This is a genomic window from Rhodococcus shunpengi (genome assembly GCF_048381395.1).
Lineage (GTDB): Bacteria > Actinomycetota > Actinomycetes > Mycobacteriales > Mycobacteriaceae > Rhodococcus.
In genome coordinates this window covers 24,752-38,134 of the sequence record NZ_JBLWIU010000025.1, presented here as the reverse complement: position 1 = coordinate 38,134, position 13,383 = coordinate 24,752, and the positions used below count along the sequence as shown (strand labels likewise).

The window sequence follows — 13,383 nt, the reverse complement described above, 5'->3', positions numbered from 1 at the left end:
TGTTTTTAGAGTCTCTCCACTGACCCTATTTGTCAATACTTTTTGGTGTTAGAGTCGGGACATGTCCACTCCCCGGTCTGCCGCACCGACGGCGCTGGCGGCATTGAGCAATCTGGACGATCCGTTGCGGCGCCGGTTGTTCGAGTACGTGGCCGAGAGCGAGGAACCGGTCTCGCGCGAGGAGGTGGCGGCTGCTCTCGATATCGGCCGGACCCTCGCGGCCTATCACCTCGACAAGCTCGCCGACGCCGGCCTGGTCACGGTCGACTACCAGCGACCTGCCGGGCGCGGCGGCCCCGGCGCGGGACGCCCGGCGAAGGTCTACACGAGGACGACGACGGAAATGACCGTCAGTGTGCCGCCGCGCGACTACGAACTGCTCGCCAGGCTGCTCGTCTCCGCGGTCGAACAGGACACCGACGGAACGGTACGAGCGGCGGTGAACGAAGCCGCACGCGACGCCGGACGACGAGCGGTCGCCGACTCGGGAGGCGACCTCCTGGAGGCGCTGCGCGGCTGCGGATACCTGCCCCGAGCCGAGGGCGACGGCCACGTCCACCTACGCAACTGTCCCTTCCACCTCGTCGCCCAAGATCATCTGGATGTGGTGTGCGGATTGAACTTACGCCTGATCGAGGGCGTGATCGCCGGCAGCGACCACCTCGACGCGCATGCCGAACTGCACCCGCGGCCGGATCGGTGTTGTGTGGTGATCGAGTACGACGCCGAGTCGCATCCTCGCTCGTCCGCACCGCCGGCGCCCATCGATGACGAAACACATCCGGACTGAGCCCGACCGAGTCCGGTCTCACCGAGACGAGAGCACTACGAGTGGTTCACGCGGCGTACCCGGGGTTCGCGACCATGAGACGAGCCGCGACCGTTTGCCGCACCGCCTTCTCGACGGAGGCTTCCCCCATCGTCCGCTTCCCGTCCCGCAGCGCCAGCGCCAACTCGGTTTCGTCGGCCACGCCCACTGCGTCGAGCGCGGCCCGATGCTGCGCCCGCAGATGCGCACCGTGTTCGGCTTCCCGGGCGACGATGTCGAGAACCTTCGATGCCACTCGCGCCTGGTAGCGAGACGGTGCGTCGGTCGCCGGATGGTCGACGACGAAAGCCTTGACCGCCCGCGACAATTCCGCGGCCGAGGGCATGCCGAACAGATCCTGCCGGGACTCCTCGTCCGAAGTGATGGTGGCCGGGTCGAAATCGCCGGCGGGTTCCAGCAACTGCAGGAGATCGTGCTCGCATTCGGCGATGCGCCGGCCGATGGCCAGGAGTTCGAGGGCGTTTCCCTCGCCGTGGACGAGAGCGCGGTTGGCCTGGATCCGGCACATTACCGCCCACCGCAGGGTGCCGTAGAGCTCCCACCACCGCACCGCCTCGGGATCCGGCGCAATTCCGCTTTCGTCTTCATAGCCGCGGAACAGTTCGTCGCGGGATCCGAAACCTCCGACGGGTTCGACGGCACCGAACCTCCAGGTCTTCACGCACAACCAGCCGAGATCCTCCATCGGATCCCCGAGGTGCGTCAGCTCCCAGTCCAGGACGGCGCGGATGCCCGACTCGTCGATGAGCACGTTGCCGTTGCGGAAGTCGCCGTGGACGACGGTGGTGCGCGTGGACGGTGACCGATGCTCGTGCAACCAGCGGAACGCGAGTTCGAGGCTCGGCAGCGGTGGTCCCGTCTCGACATAACGGGCGAAGAGCTCGTCGAGTTGATCTCCGGCCGGGAAGTCGGGCAGTGCGTCGATCGGTATCCGGTGGATGCGGGCGAGCGCACGACCCAATGCGTAGGAGAGGTTCTTGCGCACCGCGCTGTACCGGTCGTCGCGGAGCAGGCGCTGCGGGAGCGCTTCGCCGGGGACCTTCTCCATGAGGAGATACGCCGCGCCGAGGCCCTCGACCCGGTCGCCGTCGCTGTGATCGAGCAGTTCGGGGACGGGAACACCCGCAGTGTGGGCCTCGCGGAGAACAGTCGCTTCGCGGGACATTCGAGCCGGATCCTCGGCTTCGGGAGGGTCGCGTCGCAGGATCAGTTCACGTTCGGCGCCGGCATCGTCGGTGACGGTGAGGAGCCAGGTCTCGCGACTCGCGCCGCCGGTCAGACGAGCCAGGTCCGTGAGCGTCCCACGAACCCCGTCGAGTCCGGAGAGGTGCCTGGTCAGCGCCGCGCGCAGGTCGTCGATGCTCATCACGGATCCTTTCGGTACCCGACGGCGTCGAGGGCGATGTCCTGGTAGCGGGCGGTGACCTCCTGCGCGGTGAGCGGTCCGTCGGGATGGAACCACCCGGCGACAGCGGTACAGGCACTGACGATGAAGCGCGCGGTGTCCACCGGGGTCTTCGTCGTGAACACCCCACGGTCCACGCCGTCGACGACGACGCGGTCGAACATGCGTCGCTGCACGTCACGCTTGGTCACCACCACGGCGTAGTGCTGCGGTTCGAGGCTGCGCAACTCACTGTTCCCGAGCAGGCTTTCCCGGGGAGCCTTCGTGTGCTGCCCTACATGCACGCCGACGATTGCGCGCAGCCGGTCCACGGGATCACTGCCCGCGGCGAGCAGCGCTTCCTCGGTCTCCTCCACGAGGGCGTCGAGCCCTCGGTTGAGGATGAGCGCGAGCAGCTCCTGCTTCGAGCCGAAGTAGTTGTACAGCGAACCCACCGCCACCCCGGCCTCAGAGGCGATATCGCGCACCGAGGTGCCGTGGTAGCCCTTGGCGGCCATCGTCGCCACCGCGGCGGTGATCAGCGTGGCGGCGACCTTGTCGTCGGTCCCGCGCACGGCGAAGGACATCGCACGCGGTGGGTTCTTCTCGGTTGAGCGGGGCATGTTCCTCCTGGTTACTCCACTATGAACGATCGCTCACGGTCGCTGGACTGTCAATCGGAATCGGCAATCTTCGCAAAGCTCATCTGCGGCAAAGTCGTTGAAAATCACTCCGGATGTGGCTACGGTCACTCTGAACATTCGTTCATTCGACTTCGTATTCGAGGACCACGCATGAGATCCGATCTTCCGAACGACATGCAGCAACTGCTCGACGACATCGACCACTTCATCGACACCGAGATCGCACCCCTGCAGGCGGAGAACGACAACGAACGCTTCTTCGACCATCGACGCGAATGGGCGCGCACCGACTTCGAAGCCGGCGGCCTCCCCCGCCCCGAATGGCACGAACTGCTCTCGGAGATGCGACGTCGCGCCGACAAGGCCGGTTTCCTCCGCCGCGACCTGCCCACCGAGGTCGGTGGCACCGACGCGAGCAACTTCGAGATGGCGGTCGTACGCGAGCACCTCGCGCACCGCGGCCTGGGGCTGCACAACGACCTGCAGGACGAATCGTCGATCATCGGGAACTTTCCCAGCTTCCACCTGGTCTGGAAGTTCGGCACCGGCGACCAGCGCAGCGAGTTCGCCGAAGCCCTGATCACCGGCGAGCGTTTCCTCGGGTTCGGCCTCACCGAACCCGACCACGGATCGGACGCGACGTGGATGGAGACGACTGCCGTCCGCTCCGGTGGCGATTGGATCATCAACGGCGCCAAGCGGTGGAACACCGGGATGCACATCGCCACTCATGATCTGGTCTTCGCGCGCACCAGCGGCGAACCGGGACAGGCCCGCGGCATCACCGCCTTCCTCGTCCCCGTCGACACGCCCGGGTTATCCGTCGACCTGTTCCGGTGGACGCTCAACATGCCCACCGACCACGCCGACGTGTCCTTGCGCGACGTCCGGGTGCCCGACTCGGCGATCCTCGGCGAGGAAGGTCGCGGACTGGAGATCGCGCAGAACTTCGTGCACGAGAACAGGATCCGCCAGGCCGCCTCGAGTCTCGGTGCCGCCCAGTACTGCATCGACGAAGCGGTCTCCTTTGCCCGCGATCGCGTGACCTTCGGCCAGCCTCTCGCGGCCCGCCAGGCCATCCAGTGGCCGTTGGTGGAACTGCACACCGACGGCGCGATGTTGCGCGAGCTGATCCGCGTCACCGCCCGTGACCTGGACACACGCTCGCACATGGAGGTCTCCGATCGCGTCTCGATGTGCAACTACCGCGCCAACCGGCTCGTGTGCGATGCCGCCGACCGGGCCATGCAGGTCCACGGCGGCATGGGATACAGCCGTCACCTGCCGTTCGAGCACATCTACCGCCACCATCGCCGCTATCGGATCACCGAGGGTGCCGAGGAGATCCAGATCCGCAAGGTGGCCGGTCACCTGTTCGGATTCACCGGAAAGAAGAAGTGACATGATCGATTCCCTCGCGGCGCACCGCACGCTCGCCCACGGTGAACAGCTCGCCCGTCAGGCACGACAGCGGCCGGAGACGATCGCCCTGAGCTTCGGCGACAGTGACCTCACCTATCGGCAACTCGACGAACGGGTCAACCGTCTGGCCCGGGCACTGCAGGCTCGTGGTGTGTCGAAAGGTGACCGTGTCGCTGTCCTGATGCACAACCGGCTCGAGGTCGTCGAATCCTATCTGGCCGTCCTGCGACTCGGGGCGATCGTGGTGCCGGTCAACTTCCGTCTCGTCGCCGCCGAGGTCGAGTACATCCTCTCCGACAGTGGCGCCGAAGTGCTCGTCGTCGACGAGCCGATGACATCGCTCGCTGCGCAACTCGCACCCCGGCTCGTGCGGACCGTGCTGGTGACCGGCGGTGATGCGAGCCGGGTGTCCGATACCGCGCTGGACTACGAGTCGGTGCTCGATCCGGACGACTCCTCGTTGGACATCGTCGTCGACGACCACGATCCGGCCTTCATCATGTACACCTCCGGGACCACGGGTCGCCCGAAGGGCGCGGTACTCAGCCACCTGAATCTTGCGATGAACACGGTCAATTCGATGATCGAGCACCAGGTTCGGACCGAAGGCGAGGTGTGGTACTCGGGTCTGCCGCTGTTCCACATCGGTGGGCTCAACGGCATCCTGATCTATCTCATGGCCGGGGGACGCTCGATCATCGCCCCCTCGGGGAACTTCGATCCCGTCTCGACGATCGAGACCCTCGAGCAAGAAGAGGTCACGTCCTGCTATTTCGTTCCCACGCAGTGGAAGGAACTGTGTGCCGTTCCCGGGGTGCGCGATCGGAAGCTGAGTCTGCGCCGCATCATGTGGGGAGCGTCCGTGGCCCCGCCGTCGGTGCTCTCGGCGATGGCCGAGACGTTCCCGAACATCCCCACGCTCAACGTGTTCGGGCAGACCGAGATGAGTTCGGTGACCTGCATCCTCCGCGGTGAGGACGCCATCCCCAAGATGGGGTCGGTCGGCACACCCATCGTCAACGTCGAGGCCCGCGTCGTCGACGGCAACGGCGACGACGTGCAGCAGGGCAACGTCGGCGAGATCGTCTATCGCGGACCGACCGTGATGCAGGGCTACTGGAACAGACCCGACGCGACGGAGGAAGCGTTCCGGGATGGCTGGTTCCACTCGGGTGACCTCGTGCGGCAGGACGAGGACGGCTTCCTCTTCGTCGTCGACCGCGCGAAGGACATGATCATCTCCGGCGGCGAGAACATCTACTGCGCCGAGGTCGAGGCGGTCATCGATCAGCACCCGGGTGTCGCCGAGGTGGCCGTCGTCGGGGCGCCGCACCCGAAGTGGGTGGAGACCCCGGTCGCCATCGTCGTGCCCACCGATCCGAACGATCCTCCCTCGGAGGAGGACGTCATCGAGTTCTGCCGCAGCCGGATGGCCTCCTACAAGAAGCCGACCTCGGTGGTCGTCACCGACTCCTTGCCTCGCACCGCGACCGGGAAGGTCCAGAAGTTCCGCTTGCGCGAATCCCTGTCCGCGAACTGATCCCGCTTCACGAACGGAGACACGATCTCATGGGTAGAACCGCCGAAGGCACATTCACCGACCAGACCTGGGCACCGCCGGTGTTCAGTGTCGACGAGAACGGCAAGGTCATCGGGCTGACGAACGACAACGTCCCGAACAACTGGGGTCGCTGGGGTGACCAGGACCAACGTGGCACCGCGAACTTCATCACCCCCGACGTCGTCAGCGCTGCGGCGGGACTGATCCGATCCGGCAAGTCCATCAGCCTCGCCGTGCCCCTCGACTCCACCGGCCCCGTGCACCCGACGCGCCCCAATGTGGTGCACTTCTTCGGCTACAGCGGCGCCGACTGGACGGTCGGAACCGAACTCGGCCGCGTCGCTCCCGGTTTCCAGGGCGCCGACGACTACATCTTCATGCCGTTGCAGGGCAGCACCCAATGGGACGGTCTGGCCCATATCTTCAGCTCCGACGCCATGTACAACGGGTTCTGGATGGGCAACGTCGAAGGCGTGGCCGGGGCGAAGAAGTGCGCGATCAGCAATCTCAAGGACTCGCTGACCAGCCGTGGCGTCCTGCTCGATCTACCGCAGTATCTCGGAGTGGAGCGCTGCGAGCCGGGGGTTCCGATCACCGCCGCACAACTGGACGGTTGCGCGCAGGCCCAGGGCGTGGAGGTGCGCACCGGGGACATCCTCACCATCCGCACCGGGCACGTGCCGTGGTTCTACTCGCTCACCGACAAGAGCGAGTTCTGGGGTGCCGGCGCACCGGGCCTGGGCGCGGACACGGTCGCGTGGATCCACGAGAAGGAGATCGCCGCACTGGCCGTGGACAACGTCGCGGTCGAGGTGGAACCGGCCGAGGAGGGCGGCGTCTACCCGCTGCACGCACGCCTGATCCGCGATCTCGGACTCACCCTCGGCGAGATCTGGTGGCTCGAAGAACTGGCCGCGGAGTGCGCCCGTGAAGGCCGCTACGAATTCTTCCTCACCGCATCGCCGTTGAACATCACCGGTGGAGCAGGGACGCCGGTGAATCCGACCGCCATCTTCTGACGCTGTCTTCGACTCCTCCGAATCCGGAGCGAACGGCTGCGCCCCTCGCCGACAGAACCTGGCCGGAGGCGCAGCCGTTTTCGTTCCGGATGTTGCACCCATCACATACTCGACGTAACCTCGGTCACAACTTGACACATCGTCAAGTAATCTCGACTGGTCGTCCAGCCGCGTTTCCCCACGATTTGCAGCCCCGACTCGGCTCAGGACGCACGCACACAAAGGACTCCCCCATGGCGTTCACCCTCCCCGACTCGAAGCTCCCCCTCGACCTCGACTTCGATCCGCACCACCTGCGCGAGCGCTTCGAGGTGGACAAGAAGAAGCGGATCCGGCCCGACACCCTCGCCCAGTTCCAGGGACTCTCCGACGTGCTCGAGGTCGACGATCGCGACCCCTTCGTCGAGCCGATCAATCGTGAACCCGTCACCGAGGAACTCGACGCCCTCGTTCTCGGCGGCGGCTTCGGCGGACTCACCGCCGGCGCCTACCTCACGCAGAACGACATCACGAACTTCCGCATCGTCGAATACGGCGGCGACTTCGGCGGCACCTGGTACTGGAACCGGTACCCCGGTGTGCAGTGCGACATCGAATCGCACATCTACATGCCGCTCCTCGAGGAAACGGGATACGTCCCCACCCAGCGCTACGCCGACGGCTCCGAGATCTTCGAACACGCCCAGCGCATCGGACGCCACTACGGCCTCTACGAGCGGACCTACTTCCAGACCCGCGCCACGCAGGCCACCTGGGACGAGGCCGAGCAGCGCTGGGAGGTGACCACCGATCGCGGCGACCGTTTCCTCACCAGGTTCCTCCTGCGTTCGAACGGCGCACTGACCAAGCCGCAGCTCCCCAAGGTCCCCGGCATCGGCGACTTCACGGGCAAGATCTTCCACACCAGCCGCTGGGACTACGACTACACCGGCGGGTCGCCCGCCGGAAACCTCGAGAACCTGCGCGACAAGCGCGTCGCCGTCGTCGGCACCGGCGCCACCGGCGTCCAGGTCGTCCCCTACCTCGCCGCGGACGCGAAGGAACTCGTCGTGGTCCAGCGGACGCCGAGCGTCGTACAGCCTCGCAACAACCGGAAGACCGACCCTGCTTGGGCGGCGTCGCTGAAGCCGGGCTGGCAGTACAAGCGGCACGACAATTTCAACGGGATCATCTCCGGCCACGACGTCGAGGGCAACCATGTCGACGACGGCTGGACGCACCTGTTCCCCGCCCTGAAGGGGCAGCATCTGCTCGAGACGCCCATGGCGGAGTTGTCGGCGGCCGATCAGGCCGTTGTCGCCGAGATCGCCGACATGCAGCTGCTCATGAGCGCACACCGTCGGATCGATTCGATCGTCACCGACCCCGCCGTCGCCGACGGGTTGAAGCCGTGGTTCGGATACATGTGCAAGCGGCCCTGTTTCAACGACGAATACCTCGACGCCTTCAACCGGGAGAACGTGACGCTCGCGGCCGCGCCGACGGGCATCGACGGCATCACGGTCGACGGCATCGTCGTCGGTGGCAAGCACTACGAGGTCGACTGCATCGTGTTCGCGACCGGATTCGAAACCGGCTCCGGCCCCGCGGGGATCTACGGCTACGACGTCCTCGGACGCGATGGCCGGTCGATGCAGGAGTACTTCTCCGACGGCGCGAAGACCATGCACGGTTTCTTCACGCACGGCTTCCCGAACTTCGTCGAACTGGGCATGAGCCAGACCGCCTACTACGTCAATTTCGTGTACATGCTCGACCGGAAGGCCCGGCACGCTGCGCGGCTGATCCGACACGTGCTGGACAACGGGATCGGCGCGTTCGAACCGACCGTCGAGGCCGAGTCCTCGTGGGTCGCGAAGGTCCGCGCATCGAACGAACCGCGCGTGGCGTACTGGGCGGCGTGCACGCCCGGCTACTACAACGGTCAGGGCGACGTGTCGAAGGCCGTGTTCAACGAGGTCTACAACTCGAGCGAAATCGATTTCTGGAACATGATCGAGGGCTGGTGGGAGGCCCGGGAGTTCGAGGGTCTGACGTTCGAGCCGTCTCGTTCGGCGGTCCCCGTCGAGGTCCAGGCCTGATCCCGTCTCCTTCGGGTCGTGAAGCGCTGTGCCGTGTGGCCACTGTTCGGTCGTCGACCGGGCAGTGGCCACACGCGCTACCGTCGGCGCACCGGATAGCGCAGGTGGAGAACTCTGTCGCCCTGGATCACCACGTCGGGATCGTCCAGCAGGTGCTGCGCGTGGACCGATCCGAAGTAGCGCTTCCCGGTTCCGAATACGACGGGCACGACCTCCATGCGCACCTCGTCGACCAGGCCCGCGGCGAGCACTTGGCCTCCGACGTCGCCGGCGGCGACTTCGACGGTGCGGTCGCCCGCGAGTTCCTGCGCCGTGGCCACGGCCGCCTCGATGCCGTCGACGAAGTGGAACGGCGCCTCGGGGTGCCATCCCTCGGGCCTCGGGCGACGCGAAACGACGACCACGTGGTCGACCCCGGCCGGCAGTTCTCCGTCCCAGCCGTCGGTCATGTCGAAGACGTGCCGACCGGCGATCGTCACCCCGATCTCGTCCCAGTACGGCCGGATGTAGTCGTAGGAGGTTCGGGACACCTTCACGAAGCCACTGTCGTCCAACGGAACGTCGCCACTGGTCAACCAGTCGAACAACGGTCCGGGCTGATCGTTCTCGTCCGCGATGAAGCCGTCCACCGAAACCGAGGCGTACATGACCACCTTGCCCATGGAACCCTCCTCGGAACGCGACGTGCCCGACGCTACCCCCGGGGCCGGTCCTGCCTGCCCCGATCCGACCGCAACGCGACACTAGGATGCGAGCCATGGAGTCGACCAAATCCCCGTCAGCGGTGAGCGGCGGGGATGCCGGAGCACGGCTACCCGACCAGGATGTCGGGCGACGTCGGCGGATTCCGCGCGGCGAGGTCCAGCGGCAATCCATTCTCGACGCGTTCGAGCGGTGCCTGCGCGAGATGTCGGCCGTGGACATCTCGGTCAAGGACATCACCGAAGCTGCGGGAATCAAGCGACCGAACTTCTACTTCTATTTCGAGTCCAAGGACGAGGTACTCGGCGAACTGGTCGGAAGGGCATGGGACGACTGGTCCGACAGCATCGGTGGTTATCACCGCCGCGCCGGCGAGTCCCACGCCGACTATTTCGACCGACTCTTCGGCACGTCCTATCGCGCCTGGGTCGAGCGCGACCGCGTGATGGTCGCGGGCCTTCAGGCCGTCAACTACGACGACAAGCTCAGAGCTCGGTGGACGTCGCTGGTCACCGATCTCAACGACCAACTGGCAGCGCAGATGAGCAGGGACGCCGACGCCGGGGAGATCACTCCGCTGTCGGACGACCACGAGGGTCTCGTCACGACGCTGACCGACATGATCGTCATGGCGTTCTTCAAGGACCGATCGCTCAGGCCCTCCGAAGCCGAGTCGAGACGGATGCTGGTCAATGTGAAGACGATCTGGCTCGGAACGTGGGGCGCGCCGAACCCGCCGTCGCATCGAATCGACCGATACGGCGGCGTGACGTCGTCGTGATGCGACCCGCCCCGACCTCTTCAACTACCGCAAGGCAATTCGTTCTTCCGGTACCTCTCTGACCTTCGTTCGGTCGACTGTTCAGAACAACCCGATTGCTCGAACGAGCAGACCGCCGGCCACCATCAGGGCCACGACCACTGCGATCACGATGGCGACGAGGGCGCCGGCACTGCGGCGCTGTGGCGGTTCGTGCTGCGGACCGCCCACAGAGGTCTCGGCGGGCGGAGTATCTCCGGGCGCCACCCCGCCCCCGGGTTCGAGACCAGGAGTGTTCGCGGGATCGGGGTTCTGCGGGTCGAACTCGGACGCGTCGGGATTCTCGTCAGCCATACTCTCCTGTACCCGATTATCGGCGAGCAACGCCTCGGCTTTCTTCTACGCGACGCCGCGCCGGCGAGTGCGCGGGTACAACGCGTGGCACAACGGTTCGATGATCTCGGAATCGAACGTGGCCACCGATGCGCCCGGATAAGCTGAGAACGGCCGAACGATACACCGCTGCAGGCTCCGGGAGCCGGTAACGCCGCTGTTCCCAAGCCTTTTGACCTCGGGAGGAATCATGACCGACCCACAGCAGGATCCGAACAAGGACGAAGGCCAGGAAGGCCCGGCGGACGGCGGCGCAGTCGGCGTCCCGGGCGTTCACGACGGTGGCGCTGACGGCGGAGCCGACGGGGGCGCCGACAGCGGTGGCGACGGCGGTGCGGACGGCGGGGCCGATGGTGGAGCCGACAGCGGTGGCGACGGCGGAGCCGATGGTGGAGCCGACGGTGGGGCTGACGGAGGAGCCGATGGCGGAGCCGACGGCGGCAGCTGAGTGTGAGGACTCCTCGCACCGCACCCAGGACTCCGGCGTCGAAACGGACGCCGGAGTCCTGGAAACCCGCCTGATCGACATCGGTCGAAAGAAGTTCGCGTCCGAGATCTGGGGGCGAGCACCACTGCTGACGCGTAGCGCCGGGACATTCACCGACCTGTTCTCCGCCGAGGCGGTCGACGAACTCATCTCGCGTCGCGGACTCCGCACGCCCTTTCTTCGCGTCGCCAAGGACGGGACGACACTGCCGGACTCGTCGTTCACCTCCCCCGCCGGTGTCGGAGCGACCATCTCCGACCAACTCGACGACACGATGCTCTGGCGCAACCTTGCCGACGGTGCCACCCTCGTCCTGCAGGCACTGCACCGCACGTGGGAACCGATCTCGCAGTTCGGCACCGCTCTGAGCGACGAACTCGGACACCCCGTCCAGGTCAACGCGTACATCACTCCACCTCGGAACCAGGGGTTCAGCCACCACTACGACGTCCACGACGTCTTCGTCGTGCAGATCGAGGGAACCAAGAGATGGGTGATCCACGAGCCCGTCCACCCGGCGCCGCTGCGCAATCAACCCTGGACCGATCACCGCGCCGCTGTCGCCCGAGCCGCGACAGAGCCTGCGTGCATCGACACCGTGCTCGAACCCGGCGATTGCCTCTATCTACCGCGTGGCTGGATCCATGCCGCCGAGGCGCGAGGGGAGATCTCCATCCACCTCACCGTCGGCATCCACACGTGGACGCGCCACGCACTTGCGGAGCATCTGACCCGGGCAGCACTCGCTGCGCTCGGCGACGATCCCGAGATGCGCGACGCGCTGCCCATGGGGATCGATGACCCGGAAGCCGAGATCGCTGCTGTTCGTGAGCATCTCATCGCCGTACTGGGCGAGGCGGACGTCACCTCCCTGTTCCGTCGTGCCCGGCGGGAGCAGGCCCGTCCGGCACCGCTGGGGCCGCTCGCCCAATTCGCCGCCGTCCACGATCTCGGCCCCGACACCACGGTGAAACTCCGCAGCGCACTGTATGCGCGCCTGGAAGGTTCACACCTGGTCACGCGTGTCGGCCGTGTCTCTGTGGCGGACGAGGAACTGCCGTCTGTCACGCGCCTGCTCGACGGCGGATCCCACCCGGCGAAAACCCTCGGGACCGACCTGGTCGAACGGCTGTTGCGCGCAGGGATCCTCGTCCCCGCGGAACAGTGACGGTGCACTGTGGTCTCAGCCGAACGCTTCTTCTGCGCAGACAATGCCCGCCTGCGGGGTGATCCGATGGCCGGCACGGCCCCGCGCGGATTCGCCTGGGTCCTCGTCGAATACCGGGGCAGATGGCCGGTGAACGGGTTCGAGGGGCTCGAGCTCGACGCCGCGACCAAGACGGCCGTGTTCTCCGCCGCGCAGGCGGCCCGCGCACGCATACTGCTGGTCAAGCGCCCGGGCCGTCGCCGCCGCGGCGGACACGACCATTGGGCGGTGCTCCGCCGCGAGACCTCGGGCGCGGTGCGTCAGCAATGGGGAACGTGGGATCGCGAGGAGGATCTGACACAGATCGTCACCGCCCTCGAGACTCCCGGCGACCTCGGTGGCCCCTCCGTCCTCCTGGTCTGCGCTCACGGTCACCACGACCCGTGCTGCGCCGTGCGTGGACGGCCGGTCGCGCGCGCCTTGGCCGAGCGCTGGCCCGACCAGGTCTGGGAATGCTCGCACGTAGGCGGAGACCGGTTCGCCGCCAATGTCGTCGTCGTACCCGACGGTGTCTACTACGGCGGTCTCGACGCCGAGTCGTCCGTCCTCACGATCGAAGAACACTTCTTCGACCGGATCCACCACCGTCATCTACGCGGCTACACCGATATGTCGCCGCCTCAGCAGGCCGCGCTCGCTGCCACGCTCCGACGCTTCGGTCCGGCCGGGCGCAGTGATTACACAGTCGCAGAGAGTGCCCGCGAGGGTGATCTCTGGCGGATCCGGCTCGCCGGTCGTGCACCGCACCCGGAGCGTGTCGACGTCGAACTGCGGGCCCATCGCACTCCCCCGTGCCGATTGACCTGCCGTGGAGCGCCGACGGCTTCGGTCATGGTCTACGAACCCACCTCGGTCCGCACGCTGTGAGCACACGGCCGCGCGGACGGCTTCAGG

General features: G+C 66.5%; 13 protein-coding genes. 9 read left to right on the top strand and 4 right to left on the bottom strand.

Annotated features, from left to right (window positions below):
- The first annotated feature begins 61 nt into the window (after positions 1-61).
- Positions 62-790 carry a helix-turn-helix transcriptional regulator gene (locus ACNJ7K_RS15050; protein WP_159418230.1) on the top strand — a complete coding sequence of 243 codons (729 nt, stop codon included), beginning with the start codon at positions 62-64 and terminating at the stop codon, positions 788-790.
- A gap of 46 nt (positions 791-836) precedes the next feature.
- On the opposite strand, the gene ACNJ7K_RS15045 is transcribed toward ACNJ7K_RS15050, so the two are convergent.
- Both ACNJ7K_RS15045 and ACNJ7K_RS15040 read right to left on the bottom strand, forming a co-directional pair.
- Positions 837-2,195 (bottom strand): phosphotransferase family protein, encoded by a 1,359-nt coding sequence (locus tag ACNJ7K_RS15045; RefSeq protein ID WP_159418231.1) that lies wholly within the window; start codon positions 2,193-2,195, stop codon positions 837-839.
- Positions 2,195-2,836, bottom strand: coding sequence for a TetR/AcrR family transcriptional regulator (locus ACNJ7K_RS15040; RefSeq protein WP_159418232.1), 642 nt, complete (start codon positions 2,834-2,836; stop codon positions 2,195-2,197). The genes ACNJ7K_RS15045 and ACNJ7K_RS15040 overlap by 1 nt, the downstream gene beginning before the upstream one ends.
- A gap of 171 nt (positions 2,837-3,007) precedes the next feature.
- On the opposite strand from ACNJ7K_RS15040, the gene ACNJ7K_RS15035 reads away from it, so the two are divergent.
- From ACNJ7K_RS15035 to ACNJ7K_RS15020, 4 genes are all read left to right on the top strand, one after another.
- Positions 3,008-4,258 carry an acyl-CoA dehydrogenase family protein gene (locus tag ACNJ7K_RS15035; protein WP_159418233.1) on the top strand — a complete coding sequence of 417 codons (1,251 nt, stop codon included), beginning with the start codon at positions 3,008-3,010 and terminating at the stop codon, positions 4,256-4,258.
- Position 4,259: 1 nt separating this feature from the next.
- Positions 4,260-5,819, top strand: a complete 1,560-nt coding sequence (locus ACNJ7K_RS15030) for a long-chain-fatty-acid--CoA ligase (RefSeq protein WP_159418234.1) — start codon at positions 4,260-4,262, stop codon at positions 5,817-5,819.
- A gap of 29 nt (positions 5,820-5,848) precedes the next feature.
- Entirely contained in the window at positions 5,849-6,859 is a 1,011-nt protein-coding gene (locus ACNJ7K_RS15025; protein WP_487041856.1) for a cyclase family protein, read from the top strand.
- A gap of 233 nt (positions 6,860-7,092) precedes the next feature.
- Positions 7,093-8,940 carry a flavin-containing monooxygenase gene (locus tag ACNJ7K_RS15020; protein ID WP_455409124.1) on the top strand — a complete coding sequence of 616 codons (1,848 nt, stop codon included), beginning with the start codon at positions 7,093-7,095 and terminating at the stop codon, positions 8,938-8,940.
- A 77-nt stretch (positions 8,941-9,017) separates the two neighbouring features.
- Here the strand turns inward: ACNJ7K_RS15020 and ACNJ7K_RS15015 are convergent, their stop codons facing one another.
- Positions 9,018-9,602: a dihydrofolate reductase family protein gene (locus ACNJ7K_RS15015; RefSeq protein WP_120282764.1), complete on the bottom strand. Its 585-nt coding sequence runs from the start codon at positions 9,600-9,602 to the stop codon at positions 9,018-9,020.
- Positions 9,603-9,697: 95 nt separating this feature from the next.
- On the opposite strand from ACNJ7K_RS15015, the gene ACNJ7K_RS15010 reads away from it, so the two are divergent.
- Positions 9,698-10,423, top strand: a complete 726-nt coding sequence (locus tag ACNJ7K_RS15010) for a TetR/AcrR family transcriptional regulator (RefSeq protein ID WP_159418237.1) — start codon at positions 9,698-9,700, stop codon at positions 10,421-10,423.
- Positions 10,424-10,504: 81 nt separating this feature from the next.
- Here the strand turns inward: ACNJ7K_RS15010 and ACNJ7K_RS15005 are convergent, their stop codons facing one another.
- Complete coding sequence (locus ACNJ7K_RS15005) at positions 10,505-10,756, bottom strand: DUF6480 family protein (RefSeq protein ID WP_120282760.1); 252 nt, start codon at positions 10,754-10,756, stop codon at positions 10,505-10,507.
- Between the two features lie 229 nt (positions 10,757-10,985).
- On the opposite strand from ACNJ7K_RS15005, the gene ACNJ7K_RS15000 reads away from it, so the two are divergent.
- From ACNJ7K_RS15000 to ACNJ7K_RS14990, 3 genes are all read left to right on the top strand, one after another.
- Entirely contained in the window at positions 10,986-11,243 is a 258-nt protein-coding gene (locus ACNJ7K_RS15000; protein ID WP_016690757.1) for a hypothetical protein, read from the top strand.
- A complete protein-coding gene (locus ACNJ7K_RS14995; protein ID WP_174247034.1) occupies positions 11,218-12,450 on the top strand; it encodes a cupin domain-containing protein in 1,233 nt (410 codons plus the stop codon). Before ACNJ7K_RS15000 ends, ACNJ7K_RS14995 begins: the two co-directional genes overlap by 26 nt.
- 66 nt (positions 12,451-12,516) lie before the next feature.
- Entirely contained in the window at positions 12,517-13,356 is an 840-nt protein-coding gene (locus tag ACNJ7K_RS14990; protein WP_225623563.1) for a sucrase ferredoxin, read from the top strand.
- Positions 13,357-13,383: the final 27 nt, after the last annotated feature.

What these genes read in the sequence shown, in the direction of transcription:
- ACNJ7K_RS15000 (WP_016690757.1), top strand. Translation starts at nt 10,986, where the DNA reads ATGACCGACCCACAGCAGGATCCGAACAAGGACGAAGGCCAGGAAGGC.
- ACNJ7K_RS14990 (WP_225623563.1), top strand. Translation starts at nt 12,517, where the DNA reads ATGGCCGGCACGGCCCCGCGCGGATTCGCCTGGGTCCTCGTCGAATAC.
- ACNJ7K_RS15045 (WP_159418231.1), bottom strand. Translation starts at nt 2,195, where the DNA reads ATGAGCATCGACGACCTGCGCGCGGCGCTGACCAGGCACCTCTCCGGA.
- ACNJ7K_RS15035 (WP_159418233.1), top strand. Translation starts at nt 3,008, where the DNA reads ATGAGATCCGATCTTCCGAACGACATGCAGCAACTGCTCGACGACATC.
- ACNJ7K_RS14995 (WP_174247034.1), top strand. Translation starts at nt 11,218, where the DNA reads ATGGCGGAGCCGACGGCGGCAGCTGAGTGTGAGGACTCCTCGCACCGC.
- ACNJ7K_RS15005 (WP_120282760.1), bottom strand. Translation starts at nt 10,756, where the DNA reads ATGGCTGACGAGAATCCCGACGCGTCCGAGTTCGACCCGCAGAACCCC.
- ACNJ7K_RS15015 (WP_120282764.1), bottom strand. Translation starts at nt 9,602, where the DNA reads ATGGGCAAGGTGGTCATGTACGCCTCGGTTTCGGTGGACGGCTTCATC.
- ACNJ7K_RS15020 (WP_455409124.1), top strand. Translation starts at nt 7,093, where the DNA reads ATGGCGTTCACCCTCCCCGACTCGAAGCTCCCCCTCGACCTCGACTTC.
- ACNJ7K_RS15025 (WP_487041856.1), top strand. Translation starts at nt 5,849, where the DNA reads ATGGGTAGAACCGCCGAAGGCACATTCACCGACCAGACCTGGGCACCG.
- ACNJ7K_RS15030 (WP_159418234.1), top strand. Translation starts at nt 4,260, where the DNA reads ATGATCGATTCCCTCGCGGCGCACCGCACGCTCGCCCACGGTGAACAG.
- ACNJ7K_RS15010 (WP_159418237.1), top strand. Translation starts at nt 9,698, where the DNA reads ATGGAGTCGACCAAATCCCCGTCAGCGGTGAGCGGCGGGGATGCCGGA.
- ACNJ7K_RS15040 (WP_159418232.1), bottom strand. Translation starts at nt 2,836, where the DNA reads ATGCCCCGCTCAACCGAGAAGAACCCACCGCGTGCGATGTCCTTCGCC.
- ACNJ7K_RS15050 (WP_159418230.1), top strand. Translation starts at nt 62, where the DNA reads ATGTCCACTCCCCGGTCTGCCGCACCGACGGCGCTGGCGGCATTGAGC.